Genomic DNA, 25,109 nt, shown 5'->3' on the forward strand with positions numbered 1-25,109 from the left:
CTGGTCGATCAGCTCTTTTGGAATGGACGGAAGGTCACGCTTGGCCTCACGGGCCGGTTTCTTTTTGGTTGGCATACATGCACCTCTGCAGCATGTTATGCCCGAACACAAAATTAATGACACTCCCCAGAGAACTACCACTTCATCGCCGTCAAACGAATAGGTGGCAACTGTGTGCAGGTTGACGGACCGGTCCAAGATACCCGGCGCACCCGAAGATGCCCCGCACACAGTCACCATTGAGCAGTGCGTCGGGCACACGAGTGCACGCACACATTGGAGAGCAATGTGCATCTTGGACTTTCCGAGCCGTCAAACCCGATCACGAATGAGTCGTGAAAGGCGCGAGGATAGGGAGCGCGGGCAGGGCAGTCAACCGCCACAACCCTTGAGCCATTACCACCATCCCCTGTAGGAGTGAGCCTGCTCGCGAAAGCGGTGGGTCAGTCAGCAATGATGCTGAATGACACACCGCAAGAACGATTAAATAAATGCGCTCCCTTACTTCGCACGGCTCGGTATTTCACGTCAGCATAATTTCCATAACACGCCGACCAGCACTCCCACCCGATAAAATCGATCTAAAAAACTGTCAAACCTGACAGTTACATTCTCAATAGGCCACGTACACGATTGCCATTCCCCTTTGTAATCCAATGGCGCTGAACATGACTGGCAAAAGCATCATTACCCACATTGTATTTTTGCTCTCCCTCTGTACCGTGGCTTACGGACAGGCAGCAATAGCCTCATCAAGTACTACCGGCACCATTACGACCCTGGACTGCATCGGCGCGGCGCATACGGGTAGGTTGACCGCCGGCACCGGTGCTGTCGGCGTTTCATCTGCGATCTCTTACACCGGAGGAAACGGCGGAACACATCCGGGGCAGGTGGTCAGCTCCACAGGGGTAACGGGATTAACGGCTACGTTACGAGCAGGCGATTTAGCCGTGGGGCCGGGAACGGTTATCTATGGGATTACAGGCGATGCGTCTGAAGGAGGTCGGGCCAATTTTGCTATCCGCCTCAGTGGCCAGTCGTGCAATTTGGTAAGAATCGTAACGACGTTGTCGCCGGTTGTCGGTGCTCTTACCTGTCCTGCTGGCTGGGCCAATGGTAAAGCAGGGGGATCTTATTCCGAGACGCAAAAGCTGAGTTATACGGCAGGTAACGGTGCTCCGTACCCTGCACAGAAAATCGCTTCTACGGGTGTAACGGGACTTACCGCAGCTATTGCAGAGGGGGATCTTGCAAGTGGCAGCGGCACTATACCGGTTACCGTAACGGGAACACCGATCGCAGCAGGTACAGCACATTTTGCAGTGAGCTTTGGCGGGCAATCATGTGCGTTTAGCATTACGGTAAATCCTGCAATTCCTGTAGTGGTGCTTCCCGGTAATCCCGAGGCCTGGATGACACATAATTTAGGGGCTGATGAGAGTCTTGATCCTGATGTCCCTGTTCAGGGCATCCATGGGAGCTATTACCAGTGGGGGAGACCCGTTCCTGTAGCCGATGCCAGTACTCCTACAGGACCAATTCCGGGCTGGAATAACACCCCTGCTCGTGACGCTGCTTGGCAGGATGAAGCTAAAACAGCGAAGGATCCATGCCCTTCGGGTTTTCGCATCCCCACACTTATAAAATTTACAAATCTGATCAATAGTAATACATCAAGCAACATAGGAGCCTTCACAGAATCGGCGATTAACTTTGGATCTGCTAAGGTGCTTGTAGGTGGTGGTAATAAGATTACTTTACCTACCACAGGCGGTCGTGCTTACACGAATGGATCTCTTCTTGGTTTTCGTGGATACAGTGGAGCCTATTGGAGCAGTACTCAATACAACGCTGTCAATTCCTACTACTTGAATTTCGATATTAACATCGTGGGCGTGTACCCGGGCGACCGTACTTTTGGCTTTAACATTCGTTGCATTTCAGAATAGCCACTGGCGAACTTAATGTTTGTATAGTGAATGTGTGTTGCATGTCAGCGTAATTCACTAAAAACCTCGATTCGTCTTTTCATTCAGCGAAATTGATCTAAAAAACTGTCAAACCTGACAGTTACATTCCCAACACGCCACGTCCACGATTGCCGTTCCCCTTTGTAATTCAATGGCGCTGAACATGACTGGCAAAAGCATCATTACCCACATTGTATTTTTGCTCTCCTTCTGTACCGTGGCTTACGGACAGGTCGCAATAGCCTCATCGAACACTCCCGGCACCATTACGACCCTGGACTGCATCGGAGCGGCGCATACGGGGAGTTTGACCGCCGGCACCGGTGCTGTCGGCGTTTCGTCTGCGATCTCTTACACCGGAGGAAACGGCGGAACACATCCGGGGCAGGCGATTACTTCCACAGGGGTAACGGGACTAACGGCTACCTTACGAGCAGGCGATTTAGCCGTGGGGCCGGGAACGGTTATCTATGGGGTTACAGGCGCTGCGTCTGAAGGAGGTCGGGCCAATTTTGCTATCCGTCTCGGAGGACAGTCGTGCAATTTGGTGAGAATCGTAACGGCGTTATCGCCGGTTGTCGGTGCTCTTACCTGTCCTGCTGGCTGGGCCAACGGTAAAGCAGGGGGATCTTATTCCGAGACGCAAAACCTGAGTTATACGGCAGGTAACGGTGCTCCGTACCCTGCACAGAAAATCGCTTCTACAGGTGTAACGGGGCTTAGTGCAGCTATAGCAGAAGGTAAGCTTGCAAGTGGCAACGGCACTATACCGGTTACTGTTACAGGAACACCGATCGCTGCAGGTACAGCAAATTTTTCGGTGAGCTTGGGCGGGCAATCATGTGCGTTTAGCATTGCGGTAAATTCTGCATTTCCTGTGGTTGTTCTTCCCGGTAATCCCGAGGCCTGGATGAGGCATAATCTGGGGGCTAATTACAGCTATGATCCTGATGTACCAGTCAAGGAGATACATGGCAAGTATTACCAGTGGGGCAGGCTTGCCGCAGTAGCCGATACAGATAATTCTGATAGGCCGATTCCGGGGTGGAACACCACCCTTCCTTCTAACGGTGCATGGCAAGATAGTGTTAAAACAGCCAACGATCCATGTCCTCCCGGTTTTCGTGTTCCAACTGCTGTGCAACTTAATAATCTGATCAACAGTATCAAGCCAAGCAATATAGGAACATGGACAGGCGCTGGGGGCTCTCCTACCAACTTTAGTGCTGCTAAGGTATATGCCGATGGCGCTAACAGGATTACCTTGCCTACCCCAGGCGACCGCTACCACACGAATGGCACACTGTATGGTCGCGGCAACAACGGGTATTATTGGAGCAGTACTCATGACGCTACCATCAACGCTTCTTACTTGAGTTTTGACAGTACCAGAATATCTGTGAACAACTACCTCCGCACACACGGATTTAGTATTCGCTGTATTTCAGAGTAGATTTTGTTTGGGGTTTTTGTTTAACCGTTGCCCAGGTTGTTTGGTAAAAGGGGCTATCGTGACCGCCGTATGCCAAATTGCTGCAAAAGATCGCAGCCTTTGGCAGTCCCTACAGGAGACTGGTTCACCGCGACATCGTGACATTAACCTGTGCCGTGTAGGAACTGCCGAAGGATACGCTCTTTTGATCGTGGTTTTTGCGTGAGTTTGTTCGGTTCGGCATTAGCCTTATTTCCCCAAACAACTCAGCCGCTGTACTCATCCATCGAAATCAATCTAAAAAACTGTCAAACCTGACAGTTACATTCCCAATAGGCCACGTCCACGATTGCCATTCCCCTTTATAATTGAATGGCGCTGAATATGACTGGCAAAAGCATCATTACCCACATTGTATTTTTACTCTCCGTCTGCACCGTGGCTTTCGGCCAGGTCGCAATAGCCTCCTCGAACACTCCCGGTACTATTACGACCCTGGACTGCATCGGCGCAGCGCATACGGGGAGTTTGACCGCCGGCACCGGTGCTGTCGGCGTTTCATCTGCGATCTCTTACACCGGAGGAAACGGCGGAACACATCCGGGGCAGGTGGTCAGCTCCACAGGGGTAACGGGATTAACGGCTACCTTACTAGCTGGCGATTTAGCCGTGGGACCGGGAACGGTTATCTCTGGGATTACAGGCGCTGCGTCCGAAGGAGGTCGGGCCAATTTTGTTATCAGCCTCGGTGGCCAGTCATGTACGTTGGTAAGAATCGTAACGGCGCTGTCGCCGGTTGTCGGTGCTCTTACCTGTCCTGCTGGTTGGGCCAACGGTAAAGCAGGGGTGTCTTATTCCGAGACGAGAAACATCAGTTATACGGCAGGTAACGGCGCTCCATACCCTGCACAGAAAATCGCTTCTACAGGTGTAACGGGACTTACCGCAGCGATTGCAGAAGGTAAGCTTACAAGTGGCAGCGGCACTATACCGGTTACTGTTACAGGAACACCGATCGCAGCAGGTACAGCAAATTTTGCAGTGAACTTGGGCGGGCAAACATGTGCGTTTAGCATTACGGTGAATCCAGCATTTCCTGTGGTTGTTCTTCCCGGAAATCCCGAGGCTTGGATGAGGCATAACCTAGGGGCTGATTACCGCCTCGATCCTGATAAACCTGTTAAGGAGATCAATGGAAACTATTATCAGTCGGGAAGACTCGTTCCCGTAGCTCATGCCAATACGCCTGCGGGTCCGATTAGCGGCTGGAATCCTACCCCTGCTCCTGACAGCGCATGGCAGGATAGTACTAAAACGGCGAACGACCCTTGCCCTATTGGCTTCCGAGTTCCTCGGCACCTTCAATGGTTTCATTTAGTGAATAACAACACTGCAAGCAATCTGGGAACATGGGCTCCTCCCCATGGGGACCCTACCAATTTCGGATCTGCAAAGGTATTTGGTAGTGGAGCTAATAAATTGACATTTCCTATCGCCGGCCTTCGCGACTTCTATTCGAATGGCAGCCTTCTAAACCGTGGCTACAACGCGTACTACTGGAGCAGTAATCAGGGTTATTATCTCAACCTCTCTCGCGGCACTATAAGGACCGACATCAACACCCACCGCGGCTACGGCATGAGCGTTCGTTGTATTTCAGAGGATTCCTTTTGAGTCTTATCGGTAAATGAAGTGGGTGGGACGAATCTATTTGATCGCGTCTGGTATCCACCTATCGACTGCAAAAGATCGCAGCCAGCGGTAGTTCCTACACAGCATTGGTTCACACCAAGATGTCGCGGTTCTTAACCTTCGTGCAGCTGCTGAGGACTGCGATCTTTTGAACTTGATTTTTGCGTGAGTTTGTTCGGTTCGGCATTTGACATTAGCCTTATGTCCCCAAACACCTCAGCCACTGTACTCACCCATCGAAATCAATCTAAAAAACTGTCAAACCTGACAGTTACATTCCCAATAGGCCACGTACACGATTGCCGCTCCCCTTTGTAATTCAATGGCGCTGAACATGACTGGCAAAAGCATCATTACCCACATTTTATTTTTACTCTCCGTCTGCACCGTGGCTTTCGGCCAGGTCGCAATAGCCTCCTCGAATAATCCCGGTACTATTACGACCCTGGACTGCATCGGCGCGGCGCATACGGGTAGTTTGACCGCCGGAACCGTTGCTGCCGGCGTTTCGTCTGCGCTTTCTTACACTGGAGGAAACGGCGGAGCACATCCGGGGCAGGTGGTTACTTCCACAGGGGTAACGGGATTAACGGCTACGTTACGAGCTGGCGATTTAGCCGTGGGACCGGGAACGGTTAACTATGGGATTGCAGGCGCAGCGTCCGAAGGAGGTCGGGCCAATTTTGTTATCAGCCTCGGTGGTCAGTCGTGCAATCTGGTAAGAATCGTAACGGCGTTGTCGCCGGTTGTCGGTGCTCTTACCTGTCCTTCTGGCTGGGCCAACGGTAAAGCAGGGGGATCTTATTCCGAGACGCAAAACCTGAGTTATACGGCAGGTAACGGTACTCCGTACCCTGCACAGAAAATCGCTTCTACAGGTGTAACGGGACTTAATGCAGCTATAGCAGAAGGTAAGCTTGCAAGTGGCAGCGGCACTATACCGGTTACTGTTACAGGAACACCGATCGCAGCAGGTACAGCAAATTTTTCGGTGAACTTGGGCGGGCAAACATGTGCGTTTAGCATTACGGTAAATTCTGCATTTCCTGTGGTTGTTCTTCCCGGTAATCCCGAGGCCTGGATGAGGCATAATCTCGGGGCTAATTACAGCTCTGATCCAGATGTTCCTGTTAAAGCGATACATGGCAACTTATACCAGTGGGGAAGACCTGTTCCTGTAGCCAATGCTGATTCCCCAGAAACAATTGGCGATTGGAATACTATCCCTGCTCCCGGCTTCCCATGGCAGGATGCAATCAAGACGGCGGAAGACCCATGTCCTGCCGGCTTCCGCGTTCCTACAATCTCGCAATTGCAGAACCTGATCAACTTTACAAGTCAAAGTAAATTGGGATCCTTTACAAATAGTCCAACCAATTTTGGATCCGCCAAAGTATTTACTGGAGGAGGTAACAAACTGACATTGCCAAATGCTGGTAATCGCTATTATTTGAATGGCTACTTGTCTCTACGGGGTGGCTACGCGGATTACTGGAGCAGTACTGCGGCTGGACCCTACACTGCCTGGTGGCTGGACTCCTACGTATTCGGTACGTACATAGACCAACCTCAACGAACATTCGGGGCAAGCATTCGCTGTATTCAAGAATAGATCCTGGTGATTCGCCGGCGGCCCAGCCGCCGGTTTTTAACTAACTATTCTCTGGAAAAAACAAAGCGCGTTTTGTCGAACCATCAGCATGATTCGGCAATCCATGGTTTACGACATCAGAAATTATCGTATTTCTACATGCGCCACGCTCATCAAAGATAAATTAAGGTTCTGGGGCTACTCCATGAAGAAAACATTATTGCTTGCATTAATAGCTGGTAACCAGGATGGATTTACATGATCGCGGCTGCCTGCGTTAATCCAAGCAAAAAGATCGCAGCCTTCGGCAACTCCTACACAGGATCGGTTCACGCCGCGATGTCGCGGTTAATGATCCGTGCAAAAGCTGTCGAAAGCTGCGATCTTTTAATCGTGATTCTTTCTTGAATTTGAGTGCGCCTCAGAATTCCACGTTAGAATAATTTTCAAAACACCTAAACCAGTCCACCTATTCATCGAAATCGATCTAAAAAACTGTCAAACCTGACAGTTACATTTCCAACACGCCACGTCCACGATTGCCGTTCCCCTTTGTAATTCAATGGCGCTGAACATGACTGGCAAAAGCATCACCCCCCACATTTTATTTTTGCTCTCGCTCTGTGCCGTGTCTTACGGACAGGTCGCAATAGCCTCCTCGAATAATCCCGGTACTATTACGACCCTGGACTGCATCGGCGCGGCGCATACGGGGAGTTTGACCGCCGGAACCGCTGCTGTCGGCGTTTCGTCTGCGATCTCTTACTCCGGAGGAAACGGCGGAGCACATCCGGGGCAGGTGGTTACTTCCACAGGGGTAACGGGATTAACGGCTACGTTACGAGCTGGCGATTTAGCCGTGGGGCCGGGAACGGTTATCTATGGGATTACAGGCGATGCGTCTGAAGGAGGTCGGGCCAATTTTGCTATCCGCCTCAGTGGCCAGTCGTGCAATTTGGTAAGAATCGTAACGACGTTGTCGCCGATTGTCGGTGCTCTTACCTGTCCTGCTGGCTGGGCCAATGGTAAAGCAGGGGGATCTTATTCCGAGACGCAAAACCTGAGTTATACGGCAGGTAACGGTGCTCCGTACCCTGCACAGAAAATCGCTTCTACGGGTGTAACGGGACTTACCGCAGCTATTGCAGAGGGGGATCTTGCAAGTGGCAGCGGCACTATACCGGTTACCGTAACGGGAACACCGATCGCAGCAGGTACAGCACATTTTGCAGTGAGCTTTGGCGGGCAATCATGTGCGTTTAGCATTACGGTAAATCCTGCTATTCCTGTCGTTGTTCTTCCCGGAAATCCACAGGCCTGGATGAGGCATAATCTCGGGGCTAATTACAGCAATGATCCAGATGTTCCTGTTAAGGCGATACATGGCAACTTATACCAGTGGGGAAGACCTGTTCCTGTAGCCAATGCTGATTCCCCAGAAACAATTGGCGATTGGAATACTATCCCTGCTCCCGGCTTCCCATGGCAGGATGCAATCAAGACGACGGAAGACCCATGTCCTGCGGGCTTCCGCGTTCCTACAATCTCGCAATTGCAGAACCTGATCAACTTTACAAGTCAAAGTAAATTGGGATCCTTTACAAATAGTCCAACCAATTTTGGATCCGCCAAAGTATTTACTGGAGGAGGTAACAAACTGACATTGCCAAATGCTGGTAATCGCTATTATTTGAATGGCTACTTGTCTCTACGGGGTGGCTACGCGGATTACTGGAGCAGTACTGCGGCAGGACCTTACTCTGCCTGGTGGCTGGACTCCTACGATATCGGTACGTACATAGGCCAACCCCAACGAACGTTCGGGGCAAGCATTCGCTGTATTCAAGAATAGATCCTGGTGATTCGCCGGCGGCCCAGTCGCCGGTTTCTAACTAACTATTTTCTGAAAAAAAACAAAGCGCGTTCTGTCAAATCATCAGGATGTTTCGGCAATCCATGGTTTACGACATCAGAAATTATCGTATTTCTACATGCACCACGCTCATCAAAAATAAATTAAGGCTCTGGGGCTACGCCATGAAGAAAACATTGTTGCTTGCATAACAGCAGGTAAATAGGATGGATTTACATGATCGCGGTTGCCTGCGTTAATCCAAGCAAAAAGATCGCAGCCTTCGGCAACCCCTACAAAGGATCGGTTCACACCGCGAGGTCGCGGTTAATGACCCGTGCAAAAGCTGTCGAAAGCTGCGATCTTTTAATCTTGATTCTTTCTTGAATTTGAGTGCGCCTCAGAATTTCACGTTTGAATAATTTTCAAAACACCTAAACCAGTCCACCTATCCATCGAAATCGATCTAAAACACTGTCAAACCTGACAGTTACATTTCCAACACGCCACGTCCACGATTGCCATTCCATCTCGTAATTCAATGGCGCTGAACATGACTGGCAAAAGCATCATTACCCACATTGTATTTTTGTTATCCGTCTGTACCGTGGCTTTCGGCCAGGTCGCAATCGCCTCATCAAGTACTTCCGGCACCATTACGACCCTGGATTGCATCGGCGCGGCGCATACGGGGAGTTTGACCGCCGGCACCGCAGCTGCCGGCGTTTCGTCTGCGCTTTCTTACACTGGAGGAAACGGTGGTGCACATCCGGGGCAGGTGGTTACTTCCACAGGGGTAACGGGATTAACGGCTACGTTACGAGCTGGCGATTTAGCCGTGGGACCGGGAACGGTTAACTATGGGATTGCAGGCGCTGCGTCTGAAGGAGGTCGGGCCAATTTTGCTATCCGCCTCGGTGGTCAGTCGTGCAATTTGGTGAGAATCGTAACGGCGTTGTCGCCGGTTGTCGGTGCTCTTACCTGTCCTGCTGGCTGGGCCAATGGTGAAGCAGGGGGATCTTATTCCGACACGAAAAACCTCAGTTATACGGCAGGTAACGGCGCTCCATACCCTGCACAGAAAATCGCTTCTACAGGTGTAACGGGACTTACCGCAGCTATTGCAGAAGGTAAGCTTGCAAGTGGCAACGGCACTATACCGGTTACTGTTACGGGAACACCGATCGCTGCAGGTACTGCAAATTTTTCGGTGAACTTGGGCGAGCAATCATGTGCGTTTAGCATTACGGTGAATCCAGTATTTCCTGTGGTTGTTCTTCCCGGTAATCCCGAGGCCTGGATGAGGCATAACCTAGGGGCTGATTACAGCTATGACCCTGATGTTCCTGTTAAAGCGATACATGGCAATTTATACCAGTGGGGAAGACCTGTTCCGGTAGCCAATGCTGATTCCCCAGAATCAATTGTCGGTTGGAATACTATCCTTGCCCCCAACACCGCATGGCAGGATGCTATCAAAACGGCGGAAGACCCATGTCCTCCGGGCTTCCGCGTTCCTACAAGCTCGCAATTACAGAGCCTGATCAACTTTACAAGTCAAAGTAACTTGGGATCATTTACAAGTAGTCCAACTAATTTTGGATCCGCAAAAGTATTCACTGGCGGAGGTCACAAGCTGACGTTTCCTAATGCTGGCAACCGCTATTATACGTATGGCACCTTGCGCAGCCGAGGTGCTTACGCAGACTACTGGAGCAGTACTGCGTCTGGATCTAGCACTGCTGGGTGGATGGACTCCTACGGTATCGGCGTGAATTTAGACCAAGTCGTGCAGCGAACATTCGGGGCAAGCATTCGCTGTATTCAAGAATAGATCCTGGTGATTCGCCGGCGGCCCAGTCGCCGGTTTTTAACTAACTATTCTCTGGAAAAAACAAAGCGCGTTTGGTCGAACCATCAGCATGACTCGGCAATCCATGGTTTACGACATCAGAAATTATCGTATTTCTACACGTACCACGCTCATCAAAAATCAATTAAGGCTCTGGGGCTACTCCATGAAGAAAACATTACTGCTTGCATTAATAGCTGTCTGCATTGATTCCCATGCCCAAGAGATCCGTATGGACTTCCCTCATTTTAAAGGGAAGTCCTATGAGTTCATCCTTTTCCAAGGAGCGGGAGCGAAAATGGTCATTAAGGATACGATTCCTCAGGACGGAAAGTTCACCCTTACAATCCCCAAGGAATACACGCCATACACCGGAATGAGCCGCTGGCTGATCACCGGAACCCAAGAGGGTGGAGGACTGGATATGCTGATTCCGGGACACGATTTTTCGGTAAGCTGCACAGAAGCCAAGCCTGATGACAGCAACATTGTTTACGCCGGGAACCAGGAAATACCGGAGCTCAATTCACTTTACAAAGCGCAGCAGGCAATTTTTGCAAAGCATGATGCGATGATGCAGGCGACCAAAGCATTTCCTGAAACGGATCAAAACTATCCGGTTTTCAAAAAAGAGTATCAAAACCAGCTTGACGCGTATAAAAACTTTCAGACAACGCTCCGCACACATCCCGGTTATGCCAAGAAGTTTATTCAGATAGTGAATATCACACAGGGCATAGGAACAGAGATCTATCCTGCGGAAGAAGAGAAAGCCAAAAATATCGCAGAGTATATTGCCAGGGAGTTGGATTGGCAGACGTTGTATACCTCAGGACACTGGCACGGAGTGATTTCCTCATGGGTAGCGATCCATACCCAGGTTTTGAATGATCCCAAGGATTTTGCTACTGATTTTGCGGCGATCAGAAAAAAGCTTAAAGACCCGGAGCAGTACACCGATTTTTCCAAGATAGTGGCATCCGCTCTGAGTCAGGGTGGCAAGGATAACTTTATTGCGGTCATTTCACCGAGGGTAGGGGCATCCGATCAGATCAAAGCTGAGGATGTTACGCCAGGTTCTGTCCAATAGACCTTTAAACCCGCTCCACCGCACGTGAGTACTGACACTCGCTAGAACTCGCGCCCTTACGCTCTCGTCCCGTTACGCCTCAAGAACAGACCTCACCCGCGCTCTTTGACCAAGAACGCGGGTGAAGTAATTACTGTTCTTTCGTATTAGCTCGATGCGAGATGTTTACCTGCACGTGAGATGCGGCGATTCACTTTTTCATGCATATGACAGGCCGGGTCAACCGGATCGAGTGGGTCTCCTGTAGTGCGAACCCCTCCGTGTCAGGGGACTGTGGGAGCGCGTGAAGTGTCTGGCAATGATGATATGGCGGATCCTCGGGATCAGGCCCCGGCCCGGGGCCGGGCCCGATGTATTCGATAGAGGGAAAATCTGCTTCGGTCTGTGGATTTGACCGGGCGTATTTATCTCTGATGAAAGGGATGTGGATGTTCTGCATTGTGTCGGTCGAGATGACGGTTCCGCCGACCGACTGAGCCCACGCCGCGATCTGGGTGACGGGGACGGAATCGGTGTACAGATAGACGATGACGTTGGCGGTACTCACGATGAATTTCTTGGATTGTCCAGCGGAGTCACTGGCAGTAATAGTGGTCGAACCAATTCCCTCGCTTCTGACTTTGCCCAGGTTATCGACGGTTGCAATGCTTTCATCGTCAGACTCGTAGCGGTAGGGTGGCAAGCCACCCGTCGCTTCACGCTTTTCAGCGGTACCTGCGGGGTCGAAACCGGTTCTTACCCATGTCATCGGCGTACGTTTAATCGATATGTTAAACCCGTCGAGTCTGAGCGGGGTCGTATTCAAGATGAGCTCTGAGAGCGCCTTGACGGTATAACTGCGCACCGGAAACACCACTCTTGTCGCCCGATTCACCACCCCATCAAAATTCACCGCCACATACACTCTGATCGTCGAACCATCCGCCAGCTTATCCAGAAACTCACGCGACACCGGTCCGCCTTGGTTGTTGGTACTGCCGATCGGTACGCCGTTATGAATTTCCTCCGTCACGGTCGCGCCGTTCCTGTTGGTGCCTTCGCACCAGGCCCAGAACGGTTGCCCCACGGCAATCAAGCGCCACGGCGCCACGAGCATCCGGGTGCCACCGGCAAAGCTGCCCAGATTCAGAGTTCTGTCATCCTTCACGGCAATGATGGTCGGGGTCGGAAACCGTGGGTCTTCAGGTTTGATTGCGCTGACAGTCAGTATGAACTCCGGCGATTCGGCAATCACCTTGTCGTCGCGAATCAATTGCCAAATGATTCTGGAATCACTTCCAAGCCGCTCGGCGAGAAATTTCGCGTCAAGTCTGAAGTCGGCTTGTTTATTCGGGTTGAGCGTCACTGGCAGAAATGGCGTGGCACCGGCTACAACCAAAAGTGCCTTGTCGCGCGGCAAGGCTTGCAGGTACGTTGCTTGCACCGTGACGCCTGTTGAATTGTTCAGCGGATCAATCGGGTTGGTTGCCGGCGGGAGCAGTACGACCGGCGTCAGCTGGATCGGGGCCGCGCCTGTGACCGTTGCGTTCGCCGGGGTGGAATTGCCCACCAGATCCCCATTCGGCCTACGCAATTCATACGTCACCGTCACGGAAGCGCTGGCAGGGATCTTGTCGTTGGCCACCTTCACAATGCACGGCTTTTTCTGCCCGAACGCGTCGGCTTCGACAGTGCCGGTGAGGGGCACCACGACGTCGGGTTGTCCGGGGATTTTGGCGATGTAGGTAAAGTGAATGCTGTCGCCTGCTTCAAAGCGCTTGTCTGCCGTCACCACAATCACATGCAGGGGGCCGCCCGCGAGTTTCTCCAGTTCGATTGTTTTCTCGTCGTCGCCGGGAAAATCCGCCATTTGTTCCAGAAGAATCGCCCTCGGCAGGCGCGTGCCAGCCAGATCTTCGTCCACGGTTTGTCCACCCGACCAGATGGCGTCGGGGTCAACGGTGTTATGGAGTTGGTCCTTGACGGTGAAGCGAAATTCCAGTTTGTTGTCCAGCCGCTTTGCTTTGTCGAGAAAGGCGCGGTCGACGTCGAAGCACACTTTGGTGGGTACTGGCGAACCGGGATTCGGTGGCTGCGGTGCCAGGCTTTCGTCCACTGTGAAATGGATTGTTTCGCCGTTGCATTTGAGGGTAATGACGTCATGGGCCCGGCAATACGGGTAGGAAAAGCACACCGTTGCCTTGACGAAATCCGCGCCCACACCATTGGTGAGTTCGGGCGAAAGAACCATTATGAGTTCGGAGTGGCCATCGGGAACGGTCAGCCGATCCTTCAGGGCGGGACGGAAGCGGTTGAACAGCACTTTGAGCGGTGGTTCCGAGGTGGCGATGTTCGCGCTGTTGCGCTCGATTGTGTAGATCACCTCGTTGATTCTGGCGTGATCCAGACGACCGTTGGGCAGGCGCATCCAAATGACGGCATCCGGATCCACGACCGTGAAGAAGCTTAAAAAAGCGACCTCCCCAAGCAGCCATAGAAACACAACGTCGCCGCGATTCAGCGTGCCGCTGATGGGGGGATCAATGCGGACATGGGCGCCCAAACCATCGGTGATCAGTTGTGAGACCGTCAACGAGAGGCCGATGTCCGCGCCGCCCTTGACTCGTTCGGTTTGGCCCAATATCTGTGGCGGGTACAGTCTTAAGAGGGTGATGTCAGTCGAGGACGAGGTCGTCATGAAGGGAGCTCCTGCGTAGTGGAACGGGCAAGGGCTATCAGAGCGCTATATGGCGATTTACGCACCTGTCAGATCTGACAGGTGCGGGTGGTTTTCCGACGAATTGCACAGGCAACGCCACTAGGCAACCGCTCAGGCGTGAGGCGACGGTGATCGAAAACCGTGTAGGCGCTGCCGCAGGCTGCGATCTTTTGACTTTGCCTTTAAAAAGCAAGATCAAAAGATCGCAGCCTGCGGCAGCTCCTACATAGGGATCGTCAGGCGACGTCAGACGCGTGCGGCCACTGTTGCAGCGGGATCGGCAGTTTGCGTGATTCGCCGCGCCCCATCGGGAAGTACTGGAAGCCTTTGCGCGCCAAACGTTCGGCGTCGTACAGGTTGCGACCGTCGAAGATCACCGGGGTGTTGAGGCGTTGCTTGATCAGGTCGAAGTCCGGTGCCTTGAACTGCTGCCATTCGGTGCAGATGATCAAGGCGTCGGCGCCGGGCAGTACCGATTCCGGGGTGCCCATCAGCATCAGTTTCGATTCGTCCGGGTAGAGGTTCTGGGTTTCCTGCATGGCTTCGGGGTCGAATGCGCGCACGCTGGCGCCAGCGGCCCACAACTCCTCCAGCAGCACCCGGCTTGGCGCGTCGCGCATGTCGTCGGTGTTCGGTTTGAACGCCAGGCCCCACAGGGCGAATGTCTTGCCGCGCAGGTCACCCTTGTAGAACGCGTTGATGCGCTCGAACAGCTTGTGCTTCTGCCGTTGGTTGATCGCCTCGACGGCTTGCAGCAAGTCGCTGGAGCAATGCGCCTCTTCGGCGCTGTGGATCAAGGCGCGCATGTCTTTGGGGAAGCACGAGCCGCCATAACCGCAGCCCGGATAGATGAAGTGGTAACCGATGCGCGAGTCGGCACCGATGCCCTGACGTACCGATTCAATGTCGGCGCCCAGGTGTTCGGCGAGTTCGGCGATCTGGTTGATGAAGCTGATTTTGGTCGCCAGCATGCAGTTGGCGGCGTATTTGGTCAGCTCGGCACTGCGCAGGTCCATGAACATGATGCGGTCATGGTTGCGGTTGAACGGCGAATACAGGTCGTGCATCACGTCGCGCACCTCATCACCCGCGCAACCAATCACAATGCGATCCGGACGGCGGCAGTCAGCGACGGCCGAGCCTTCCTTGAGAAACTCCGGGTTGGAGACGATATCGAACTGCAGCAACCGGCCGACCTTGATCAGGGCCTTTTCGATGTGCGTGCGCAAGGTGTCGCCGGTACCCACCGGCACCGTAGATTTCTCCACGATAATCAGCGGCTGCTCACGATGCCGTGCGATGGCATCGCCGACCGAGAGCACGTAACGCAGGTCCGCCGAACCATCCTCACGGGACGGCGTGCCCACCGCAATAAACGCCACCCGACCGTGCTGCACCGCCAGTTGTTCATCGGTGGTGAACTGCAGGCGCTTCGAATCAAGACCCTCACGAACCAGGCTGGCCAACCCCGGTTCGAAGATGCTGACATGGCCTTGCTGGAGTAGATCGACCTTCTTCTGATCGACGTCCATGCACACGACATCATGGCCGACTTCGGCCAACACAGCAGCTTGCACCAAGCCAACATAACCGCTGCCAAAGACTGTGATTTTCATGGAGCTCTCCTGAATTCGGGCGCACGAGCCGGACGCGTGTTGATAGTGATGACCCCAAGCATGACCAGCGCCACGCCCAGTGATTTCGTGAAACTGAAGGATTCGTTGAACAGCGGCAGACTGGCCGCGAGCAGGTACACCAGCGCATAGCTGATGCTCAGCAGCGAATAGGCGCGGCCCAGCGGCAGGTCGCGCAGGGCGGCGAGCCAGCAAAGCATCGACAGGGCGTAGGCCAGAATCGCCGCGACGACGACCGCCAATGCGCGCAAGTCGATGCTGTCGATCGCCAGCCACTGCTCGGGCGTCGGCAAACGGGTCATGCTCCAGCGCATGCCCAGTTGCGCAGCGCTGACCAACGCCACGCTGCCGAGCGCGAAAGTAATGCCACGACGCCGGTTCATGTCTGTTGCCCCAGCAAAGCCACGCCGCCGATCACCAGCGCCACGCCCAGCCAATGCTGACCGTCGATGGGTTCACGGAAGACGAAACGGGCGATCAAGGTGATCAGCACAAAGTTGAGGCTGAGCATCGGGTAGGCGATGCCGACGGGCAGGCGCTGCAGCACCAGCAGCCAGACCAACAGCCCCAAGCCGAGGGCCAGCAACGCCAACCACAGCCACGGCGAACGCAGTTTTTCAGCCCAGGACGACTCGACACCGCGCCAACGCTCCACGGCGTATTTCTGCGCGACTTGGCCCAGGCACGTCAGCAGGCAGGCGACCAACAGCAGCAACAGACTCATGACGCCTCCTTGGGAAGAATCATGATCACCAGATTGCCCTGCTCAAAGCGGACGCCGTCCTTTGGCAGTCTGTCGATTTCGTCCAGTTCGTCCTGCCCCTTGACGCGCATCACCACGCCGACCGAACCGCTGCGGCGGGCCTCACGCATCCACTGTTGCACCTGGTCGGAATCGACCCGTTGTTGAATGCCGTCAGGATAGGCAAGGCCATATTTCAATTCGCCTATCGTGTTGTACAGCGCGACCTCTGGCCGTTGCAGGCGCCAGGACAGCGCCGAAGCCGCGCCCAGGTCGTTACTCAGCAAGTGCGTGGTCTGCGCCAGCTCCTTGACGTGATGGCGAATGAACTGGTCAGGCATCTTGTTGGTGACCACCGATTTGGGCAGCGCTGCCGGGAGTACGCCGACCAGCAGAAGGCTGCCCAGCGCTGGCGCCGCCCAGCATTGCAACGGTAGAAAGGCTTGCATCAGGTTGGCTATGACCCAGCCGATCAGGCCGATGAACAGCAGCACCAGGCTGTGCAGTTCGTGGTCGTAGAGTGGTTTTTTCAGTTGCAGATACACCAGCGCGATCAGCGTCACCAAACCCAGCAACACGTTCAGCAAACCGTTGATACTCAGTGCCCGGCCTTGCTCAAGACGCAAGCGGTCGGCCAGCGCGTTACCCAGCAACAACGCCATCGGCAGCAGGCACGGCAGGATGTAAGTCGGCAGCTTGCCGTTGCTCAGGCTGAAAAACAGCAGCGGCATCAGCAGCCACAGCAGCAGAAACACAACGTGCGGTTGAGCGCGGGTCTGCCACGCCTGCTTGAACGCGGTCGGCAACAAGCCAACCCACGGCAAACTGAACGCCACCAGCAATGGCAGATAAAACCACCACGGTGCATCGTGCTGGGCATCGTCACCGGCAAAGCGGCGAATGTGTTCGTGCCAGAAGAAGAAGCGCCAGTAGTCCGGTTCTTGCGCATGCACCGCCAACACCCACGGCAGGCTGACGAGGATGGCTATGACGATCGCCACCGGGCCGTACAGCAGCAGTTCACGCCAGCGTTTCTGCCAGAGCATCCACGGCAATGCGATCAACACCGGCAGCAGCCAGGCAAGAAAGCCCTTGGTCATGAAACCCATGCCGCAGGCCAGACCGAGCAGCGCCCACGCTGCCATGTGTTTGCCGCGGGTGCGGCTGTCGACGGCAAACCACAGCGCCACCAGGCTCAGGTTGACCCAGAAGGTGAATTGCGGATCGAGATTGGCGTAACCCGCCTGACCGGCCACGATGGTGAAGCTCATGTAGAGCAGGGCGCAGGCAAAGCTTTTGCGCGGCTCGTTCCACAAACGCCGGGCGATCAGGAAGCACAGCATCACGCTCAGTCCGGTACTCAATGCCGAAGCGAAACGCACGCCGAACAGGTTCTGCCCGAACACTTCTTGGCCCAACGCAATCATCCAATAGCCGGCAATCGGCTTCTCGAAATAGCGCAGGCTCATGAAGTGCGGCGACACCCAGTTGCCGCTCAGCAGCATGTTCTGGCTGATCTGTGCGTAGCGGGTTTCGTCGGGAATCCACAAGCCATGGCTGCCGAGCGGCAGCAAGTAAGCCAGCAGGCAGATACCCAACAACAGCAGCGGCAATGCCCAGCGTTTAGTCATGCGCCTTGCACTCCCAGCCAGCCTTCTCGGCCATCGAGCGCGCCACGTTGTACGCGACCCACGGGCAAGGTGTTGAAGAACTCGGGCAACAAGTCGCCCAGCGGTTTGAAGTCAATATTTTGCAGGCGCGCAGCGGCCAGCAATTGACGAAAGTCCTCAGCCATCAGAATCCCTTCCACTTCGGCATGAATGGTGTAGACGTTGAGTTGCTGCGGGCGAAAGTGGTCGAGGATGAAGGCGTTGAAGTCCCGCGCCGCGACGATGGGGCCGACGACTTCGTCGAAGGTCGGCAGGTCCACCGGGATCTGCGGCGTGCCCGGCGTGCCGTCGGCCAACAGCGGACGGAACAGCCGCGAGCCCCGGCAGTCGCTGTTGTAGCGAAAGCCAAAAGCTTGCTTGGCCTCGATCACACGCTCGTCGGCACGCCAACCGGCGGCGGCCGAGCATTCGACGTTGGCACCGAGAATGTCGCTTAAGGTGTCGACGCCCTGACGGATCTGCTCGATCAGTTGCGCATCACTCCAGCGCCCGGCATTGGCCTGCCAGCCGTGGTGATCCCAAGCATGCAGGCCCACCTCATGACCGGCGTCCCGGGCCTGACGCATCAGGTGCCCGAGTTCGCGGCCAATCGGCTTGCCGGGCCACGCGGTGCCGGCCAGCAGAATGTCCCAGCCATACAGGCCGGCCGCATTGGAACGGAGCATCTTCCAGAGGAACTGCGGGCGAATCAGGCGCCACAGATGCCGGCCCATGTTGTCGGGGCCGACACTGAAGAAGAACGTCGCCTTGATCTGCGCTTCATCAAGGATTTCCAGCAGGCGCGGCACACCTTCACGGGTGCCGCGAAAGGTGTCGACGTCGATGCGTAGGCCGGCCTGCATTAGCCAGCCTCTTTGTTAGAAAGCTCCGCGATTTCGAGCATCGCTTCACGCAGGAAGAAATCCAGGGTATTGCCGATGGTCTCGCGCATCTCAACGGTCGGCGTCCAGTCCAGCAGGCGCTTGGCGTTGGCAATGCTCGGTTTGCGGTGTTCCACGTCTTGGTAACCGGCGCCGTAAAACGCCTTGCTTTCGACATCGCGGAAACCGGCGAACGGCGGGAAGTTGTGGCGCAACGGATGCGCTTCGAACTGGCGCAGCAGCTCTTCGCCCAACTGGCGGATGCTCGCTTCGTTGTCCGGGTTGCCGATGTTGATGATCTGGCCGTTGCAGACGTCGTTGTCGTTATCGATGATCCGGGCCAGGGCTTCGACGCCGTCGGTGATGTCGGTAAAACAGCGTTTCTGCTCACCACCGTCGAACAGCCGGATCGGCGTGCCTTCCACCAGGTTGAGGATCAGTTGGGTGATGGCGCGCGAGCTGCCGATACGCGCCGAATCCAGACGATCAAGGCGCGGGCCCATCCAGTTGAAGGGGCGGAACAGGGTGAAATTCAGGCCCTTGGCGCCATAAGCCCAGATCACCCGGTCGAGCAACTGCTTGGACACCGAGTAGATCCAGCGCTGTTTGTTGATCGGGCCGACCACCAGGTTCGAGGTGTCTTCGTCGAAGTGCTTGTCCTGGCACATGCCATAGACTTCGGAGGTCGACGGGAAGATCACGCGCTTGTTGTACTTGACGCAGTAGCGCACCAGTTTCAGGTTTTCTTCGAAGTCGAGTTCGAACACGCGCAGCGGATTGCGCGTGTACTCGATCGGCGTGGCGATGGCCACCAGTGGCAGCACCACGTCGCACTTCTTGATGTGGTACTCGATCCACTCGGAGTGAATGCTGATGTCGCCTTCCACATAGTGGAAGTGCGGATGGCTGCGCAGACGGTCGATGGCGTCGGAACCGATGTCCAGGCCATAGACTTCGTAGCGGTCATCGCGCAGCAGGCGCTCGGACAAGTGGTTGCCGATAAAGCCGTTGACGCCAAGGATCAGCACGCGAGTACGCCGTGGCGCCCGGCCGGATTCGGCACCGCGCAGCAGCGAACCGTCGACTAGCCCCAACTCGTTGGCCAATTGCGGGCCGCTTAGGAACAGACCGTTGTCGTTGCGCTGACCCGACAAAATCACCAGCGAATCTTCGCCGCAGGCAATGCGCAGCGGATCGACGCTGATCACCCGGCCCGGGGCCTGGCCGTCGTTGCCCTTGACGACTTCGGCATTCCAGACGATGAGTTTGTGCTCGCCCACGGCGCAGAAGGCACCCGGATAGGGTTGGGTCACGGCGCGAATCAGATTGAACAGTTGCTCGGCCGGTTTCGCCCAGAGCAGTTTGCCGTCCGCCGGGGTGCGACGGCCGAACACTGTGGCTTTCGATTCGTCTTGCGGAGTTTCACTGACGTTGCCTTGCAACATGGCGGGCAGTGCGTCACGCAACAGATCGCTGGCAGCCGTGCGCAATTTGGCGTGCAGGGTCAGACCGGTATCGCTGCGTTCAATCGCCACGCGTTGCTGGGCGACGATGGCGCCGGCATCGGCACGTTTGACCATGCGGTGCAAGGTCACGCCGGTTTCGCTTTCACCGTTGACCAGCACCCAGTTCGCCGGGGCCCGGCCACGGTAGCGCGGCAACAACGAACCGTGCAGGTTGAACGCGCCTTTTTTGGCGAGGGCCAGCAACGGCTCGCTCAGCAGGTTGCGGTAGTAAAACGAGAACATGTATTCAGGGTCGAGTTTGCCAATGCGCTCGATCCACAACGGGTGGTTGACGTCTTCCGGGGCGTGTACCGGAATGCCTTTGTTGGCGCACAGTTGCGCAACCGAGCTGTAGAAAGTGTTTTCTTTCGGGTCATCGGCGTGAGTGAACACGGCTGCAATGTCATAGCCACTGTCGAGCAGGGCCTGAATGCCGGCGCAGCCAATATCGTGGTAAGCGAAGACAACAGTTTTTGCACTCATGAGAGAACCTGACCGGTAGTAGAAGTAGAGGAGGAGAGACCATCAACGGTGACCGCAGGCGCCGGGGTCACGGCGTGGCTGCGCAAGACTTTTTCAATGAAGAAACGCGGGCGGGCGCGCACGTCGCTGTACATGCGCCCCAGGTATTCGCCGAGCAGGCCCATGCCGATGAACTGGCCGCCGGTGAACACGAACAGCACGGCGAACAACACGAACATACCGTCGCCGGCCCAGCCGGAACCGAAAGCCAGGCGCATCAGGATCAGCGCGAAGGCAAACAGCAGGCCGAGCCCGGCCATGGTGAAACCGACGATGCTCAGCAAGCGCAGCGGGGTGGTGGTCATGCAGGTGATCAAGTCGAACATCAGGTTGATCAGGCGCATCGGGCTGTACTTCGAATCACCGTGTTCTCGTTCGGCGTGGGCGACGACGATTTCCGTGGTGTGGCGGGCGAAGCTGTTGGCCAGGATCGGGATGAACGTGCTGCGTTCGCGGCAGGCGAGCATCGCGTCGATGATCGTGCGGCGGTAAGCGCGCAGCATGCAGCCGTAGTCGCTCATGGCGACGCCGGTTGAGCGTTGCACGGCGAGGTTGATCAGCTTCGACGGATAGCGTCGCAGGGCCGAATCCTGACGGTTGCCGCGCACGGTGCCGACCACGTCGTAACCTTTTTCGGCTTCGGCGATCAGTCGCGGGATTTCTTCCGGCGGGTTCTGCAAATCGGCGTCGAGGGTGATCACCACGTCGCCTTTGCATTGCTCGAAACCGGCCATGATCGCCGCGTGCTGGCCGTAGTTGCGGTTGAGGATCACCGCCACGAACGGGCTGTCTTCACGGGTGGCGGCTTCTGCCAGCAGATGGGCAGACTCGTCGCGACTGCCGTCATCCACGAGGACGATTTCATAGTCATGACGCAGCAACCGGCAGGCCGCTTCGGTACGGCGCAGCAGTTCCGGCAGGCTCTCCTGTTCGTTGTAGACCGGGATGACGATCGACACGCAGCGAATTGGGTAAGGTTTCACGGGCGTTTGTCCATAAGGGTGGCGATGGCGCCGACCACACGATCAAGGTCTTGATCGGTCATGTCGGGGAACAACGGAATCGAGCACAGCCGCGCCGAGTTCCATTCGGTGTCGGGCAGATACAGATCAGGGTCACGCTGGCGATACCAGGTGTGCAGGTGAGTGGCGATGAAGTGGATACCGGTGCCGATGCCCTGATCCTGCAAACCTTTCATGAAGGCGTCGCGGTCCATGCCGCAGCGTTCGCTGTCGATGCGCAGGATGAACAGGTGCCAGGCGTGTTGCTGCGCGTAGTCGGGCAGGGCCAGTGGCTGCACCGGCAGGCCTTCGAGCTTTTGTAGATAAGCGCTGGCCAGCTCGGTGCGGCGGGCGTTGATCGCGTCGAGGCGTTCCAGTTGCACCAGCGCAGTCGCGGCGTTGATGTCGGCCAGGTTGTATTTGAAACCCGGCGCCATGACTTGTGCCTGCGGCTTGCGGCCTCCGGTCAGACGGTCGTAGGCGTCGACACCGAGGCCATGAAACTTGAGCATGCGCACGCGGCTGGCCAGGGCTTCGTTGTCGGTGACGAACATCGCGCCTTCGGCACAGGTCATGTTCTTGATGGCATGGAAAGAGAAAATCGCCGTGCCTTGTGAACCTATGTGGCGCCCCTTGTAGCGGGTGCCAGCGGCGTGGGCAGCGTCCTCGATCACCGCGATACCGTGCTTGTCGGCCAGGGCGTACAGCGGATCGAGATCGAACGCGGCCCCGGCGTAATGCACCGGGATAATTGCTTTGGTGCGCGGGGTGATGGCCGCTTCGATGCGCGCCGCGTCGGTCATCAGGGTGTCGCGGTCGACGTCGACAAACACCGGTTTGGCGCCGAGCAGCGAGATCATGTTGGCGGTCGACACCCAGGTTTGCGACGGCGTGATGACTTCATCGCCGGGGCCGATGCCGAGGGCCAGTAATGTGATGTGCATGCCGCCAGTGGCTGATGAAAGTGCTACGGCGTGGCGACAACCGACATAGTGGGCGAACTGTTCTTCAAGTGCCTGGCATTTAGCGCCGGTTGTTATCCAGCCGGAACGCAGTACTTGTTCGACGGCAGTTATTTCTTCGTCGCCGATACTCGGCCGGGAAAACGGCAGAAACGCTTGACTCATAAGAACCTCGAGGCGACAGCCATCCTTCAGCAAATTGTCTGAAAAACATGTGATTTCAATGGTTTGGGATACCGGTCGGTGAATGCCTGATTGACTTTTGTTCCCACGAACGGCAGGGTTGCAGGCCTTTCGGGGCAACCTGTTGTCATTAAGGTTATGCCCGCTTTTGTGAAAGGAACATCAAAAAACGGTCGGCTATTCGTCTATCTGTAAGTCATACAGCCGTCGTTCAGACTTCCTCCGTTTATCGGCGCTTTTAGTAGAAAAGTCTTACGGAAGAGTCGCTCTATATATAGTTTTCTTTGCACTTTTAGTTTGTTTCGTTGAACTGTTTTCTATTCAAGGCCGTTTCGTTTGATTGACTTGTCGAGTACTCCATCCTCACCGTCCAACACTAATCCACTGACGCTTTATCTGGCCCGACTGGCGCCCTCCAGCCAATTGACCATGCGCTACGTCTTGCAGGACGCCGCCGACCGTCTCGGTTTTGAAGATGTAGATATCGAGGAAATCCCCTGGCACGCCCTGCAACCCGAGGACGTGGTGGCATTGGTCGCCGCATTGCGCGCCGACGGTTATGCGCCGAATACCTCGTCGCTGTACGTCAACGCCGTGCGCGGCGTGATGAACGAAGCCTGGCGCATGAGCCTGATCAGTCAGGATCACCTGTTAAAGATGCGCTCGGTAAAAGGCATCGCCGGCACGCGCCTGTCGCAGGGGCGCAATCTCAAACGCACACTGATTCACGAATTGATGGAAGTCTGCGCTGCCGATCCACGCCCGCAGGGTCTGCGCGACGCTGCGGTCATCGCGTTGCTGTACGGCACCGGCATGCGCAAATCCGAGTCGGTGGATCTGGATCTGAATCAGGTCGACTTCACGGAGCGCAGCCTTACCGTGACCGGCAAAGGCAACAAGCAACTGATCAAATACGCACCGGCCTGGGCATTCGCCAAGCTCGATGCGTGGCTGAAGTTGCGCCGCTCGCAACTCAAGGAAGGCGAAAGCGACGATGCGTTTCTGTTCAATCGCATCCGCCGTGGCAGTCATATCACCCGTGAGCGCATCACCAAACACGCGATCTATTACATCGCCCGTCAGCGTGGCACGCAGGTCGGGGTAAAGATCATGCCCCACGATTTCCGGCGATCGTTCATCACCCGGGTGATCGAAGAGCATGATCTGTCGATCGCGCAGAAACTTGCGCACCACAGCAACATCCAGACCACCGCCAACTACGATGTGCGTGACGATAACGAGCGGCGGCGGGCGGTGGATCGCTTCGACTTGTAAGTCGAGTCAGGACGCGGAAGGGCAGGCGCGCGCGTTGCCTGCTGCCGCCCGACTGATCTGTTCGGCCAGACGTTTGACGTTGTTCTGCTGAGCGCTCACCAGGTCATCGATGCTCGGGCCCGAAGGGGTCTGCAGGGTCGAGCGGCAAGTCAGCAGGCCATTGTCAGTGGCGCCGACAGGGCGCAGACGCCATTTGGCGTCGATCAAACCGTATTGCCCGGGAATCGAATCGAAGCGTTGCACTTCGATGCGCACCGAGACGTTGCCTTGGCCGCTGGTATTGCTCAGTTGGTCGCTCAGCGCACCGCGCAATTCATCGGCCAGCGTCGCGCCCCACCAATCGGTATCCAGAATGGCGAGGCCGCTGTTGCCTTGGCGGATGACGATTTGCGCCCGGTCGACCTGCGGCGGCACGCTGATGCCTTCAATCGGAATTTGTCCACCCGCGCGGGTATTGGCCAATTGCATCGGCATCAGGGTGTGAAAGCTGATCGGGTCGCTGCGGCAGGCGCCGAGTAGCATGAATGCAGCGAGCACGGTGATCTTCAGCGGTACAGCCATTGGGTTAACTCCTG

Annotated in this window: 19 protein-coding genes; 9 read left to right on the top strand and 10 right to left on the bottom strand. The window is 55.6% G+C overall.

What is annotated here, in order from left to right; translation table 11 throughout:
• Positions 1-668: 668 nt before the first annotated feature.
• The 8 genes from CKW18_RS30300 (at position 669) to CKW18_RS25035 (ending at position 11,482) form a co-directional block, all read left to right on the top strand.
• A complete protein-coding gene (locus CKW18_RS30300) occupies positions 669-1,952 on the top strand; it encodes a hypothetical protein (RefSeq protein ID WP_170947314.1) in 1,284 nt (427 codons plus the stop codon).
• Positions 1,953-2,136: 184 nt separating this feature from the next.
• On the top strand, positions 2,137-3,426 hold the full coding sequence (locus CKW18_RS25010; protein WP_170947315.1) for an FISUMP domain-containing protein: 1,290 nt from the start codon (positions 2,137-2,139) through the stop codon (positions 3,424-3,426).
• Positions 3,427-3,789: 363 nt separating this feature from the next.
• Entirely contained in the window at positions 3,790-5,079 is a 1,290-nt protein-coding gene (locus CKW18_RS25015) for an FISUMP domain-containing protein (RefSeq protein WP_170947316.1), read from the top strand.
• Between the two features lie 352 nt (positions 5,080-5,431).
• A complete protein-coding gene (locus tag CKW18_RS25020; RefSeq protein ID WP_170947317.1) occupies positions 5,432-6,709 on the top strand; it encodes an FISUMP domain-containing protein in 1,278 nt (425 codons plus the stop codon).
• A gap of 237 nt (positions 6,710-6,946) precedes the next feature.
• Positions 6,947-7,096: a hypothetical protein gene (locus CKW18_RS30690; RefSeq protein WP_170947318.1), complete on the top strand. Its 150-nt coding sequence runs from the start codon at positions 6,947-6,949 to the stop codon at positions 7,094-7,096.
• Between the two features lie 166 nt (positions 7,097-7,262).
• Positions 7,263-8,540 (top strand): FISUMP domain-containing protein, encoded by a 1,278-nt coding sequence (locus CKW18_RS25025; protein WP_170947319.1) that lies wholly within the window; start codon positions 7,263-7,265, stop codon positions 8,538-8,540.
• A gap of 553 nt (positions 8,541-9,093) precedes the next feature.
• Positions 9,094-10,374: an FISUMP domain-containing protein gene (locus CKW18_RS25030; protein ID WP_170947320.1), complete on the top strand. Its 1,281-nt coding sequence runs from the start codon at positions 9,094-9,096 to the stop codon at positions 10,372-10,374.
• A gap of 103 nt (positions 10,375-10,477) precedes the next feature.
• A complete protein-coding gene (locus CKW18_RS25035) occupies positions 10,478-11,482 on the top strand; it encodes an alkyl hydroperoxide reductase (RefSeq protein ID WP_177435552.1) in 1,005 nt (334 codons plus the stop codon).
• 190 nt (positions 11,483-11,672) lie between these two features.
• On the opposite strand, the gene CKW18_RS25040 is transcribed toward CKW18_RS25035, so the two are convergent.
• The 9 genes from CKW18_RS25040 to arnB all read right to left on the bottom strand — a co-directional run bounded on the left by CKW18_RS25040 (position 11,673) and on the right by arnB (position 23,241).
• Entirely contained in the window at positions 11,673-14,159 is a 2,487-nt protein-coding gene (locus CKW18_RS25040) for an Ig-like domain-containing protein (RefSeq protein ID WP_095191240.1), read from the bottom strand.
• Between the two features lie 257 nt (positions 14,160-14,416).
• Positions 14,417-15,796, bottom strand: coding sequence for a UDP-glucose/GDP-mannose dehydrogenase family protein (locus tag CKW18_RS25045; RefSeq protein WP_095191241.1), 1,380 nt, complete (start codon positions 15,794-15,796; stop codon positions 14,417-14,419).
• Positions 15,793-16,197 carry a 4-amino-4-deoxy-L-arabinose-phosphoundecaprenol flippase subunit ArnF gene (gene arnF, locus CKW18_RS25050; RefSeq protein WP_095191242.1) on the bottom strand — a complete coding sequence of 135 codons (405 nt, stop codon included), beginning with the start codon at positions 16,195-16,197 and terminating at the stop codon, positions 15,793-15,795. The genes CKW18_RS25045 and arnF overlap by 4 nt, the downstream gene beginning before the upstream one ends.
• A complete protein-coding gene (arnE, locus tag CKW18_RS25055) occupies positions 16,194-16,538 on the bottom strand; it encodes a 4-amino-4-deoxy-L-arabinose-phosphoundecaprenol flippase subunit ArnE (protein WP_095191243.1) in 345 nt (114 codons plus the stop codon). The genes arnF and arnE overlap by 4 nt, the downstream gene beginning before the upstream one ends.
• A complete protein-coding gene (arnT, locus tag CKW18_RS25060; RefSeq protein ID WP_095191244.1) occupies positions 16,535-18,187 on the bottom strand; it encodes a lipid IV(A) 4-amino-4-deoxy-L-arabinosyltransferase in 1,653 nt (550 codons plus the stop codon). Before arnT ends, arnE begins: the two co-directional genes overlap by 4 nt.
• Positions 18,184-19,068 (bottom strand): 4-deoxy-4-formamido-L-arabinose-phosphoundecaprenol deformylase, encoded by an 885-nt coding sequence (gene arnD, locus CKW18_RS25065; RefSeq protein WP_095191245.1) that lies wholly within the window; start codon positions 19,066-19,068, stop codon positions 18,184-18,186. Before arnD ends, arnT begins: the two co-directional genes overlap by 4 nt.
• Positions 19,068-21,074, bottom strand: a complete 2,007-nt coding sequence (gene arnA / locus CKW18_RS25070) for a bifunctional UDP-4-amino-4-deoxy-L-arabinose formyltransferase/UDP-glucuronic acid oxidase ArnA (protein WP_095191246.1) — start codon at positions 21,072-21,074, stop codon at positions 19,068-19,070. Before arnA ends, arnD begins: the two co-directional genes overlap by 1 nt.
• Entirely contained in the window at positions 21,071-22,096 is a 1,026-nt protein-coding gene (gene arnC, locus CKW18_RS25075) for an undecaprenyl-phosphate 4-deoxy-4-formamido-L-arabinose transferase (RefSeq protein WP_095191247.1), read from the bottom strand. Before arnC ends, arnA begins: the two co-directional genes overlap by 4 nt.
• Positions 22,093-23,241: a UDP-4-amino-4-deoxy-L-arabinose aminotransferase gene (arnB, locus tag CKW18_RS25080; RefSeq protein ID WP_095191248.1), complete on the bottom strand. Its 1,149-nt coding sequence runs from the start codon at positions 23,239-23,241 to the stop codon at positions 22,093-22,095. The genes arnC and arnB overlap by 4 nt, the downstream gene beginning before the upstream one ends.
• Positions 23,242-23,688: 447 nt before the next feature.
• On the opposite strand from arnB, the gene xerC reads away from it, so the two are divergent.
• Positions 23,689-24,534, top strand: coding sequence for a tyrosine recombinase XerC (gene xerC, locus CKW18_RS25085; protein WP_238156237.1), 846 nt, complete (start codon positions 23,689-23,691; stop codon positions 24,532-24,534).
• A 6-nt stretch (positions 24,535-24,540) separates the two neighbouring features.
• On the opposite strand, the gene CKW18_RS25090 is transcribed toward xerC, so the two are convergent.
• On the bottom strand, positions 24,541-25,095 hold the full coding sequence (locus CKW18_RS25090; RefSeq protein ID WP_095191249.1) for a membrane integrity-associated transporter subunit PqiC: 555 nt from the start codon (positions 25,093-25,095) through the stop codon (positions 24,541-24,543).
• Between the last annotated feature and the right edge of the window lie 14 nt (positions 25,096-25,109).

Source organism: Pseudomonas sp. Irchel 3E19, assembly GCF_900187585.1.
In the GTDB taxonomy this organism is placed as follows: domain Bacteria; phylum Pseudomonadota; class Gammaproteobacteria; order Pseudomonadales; family Pseudomonadaceae; genus Aquipseudomonas; species Aquipseudomonas baetica.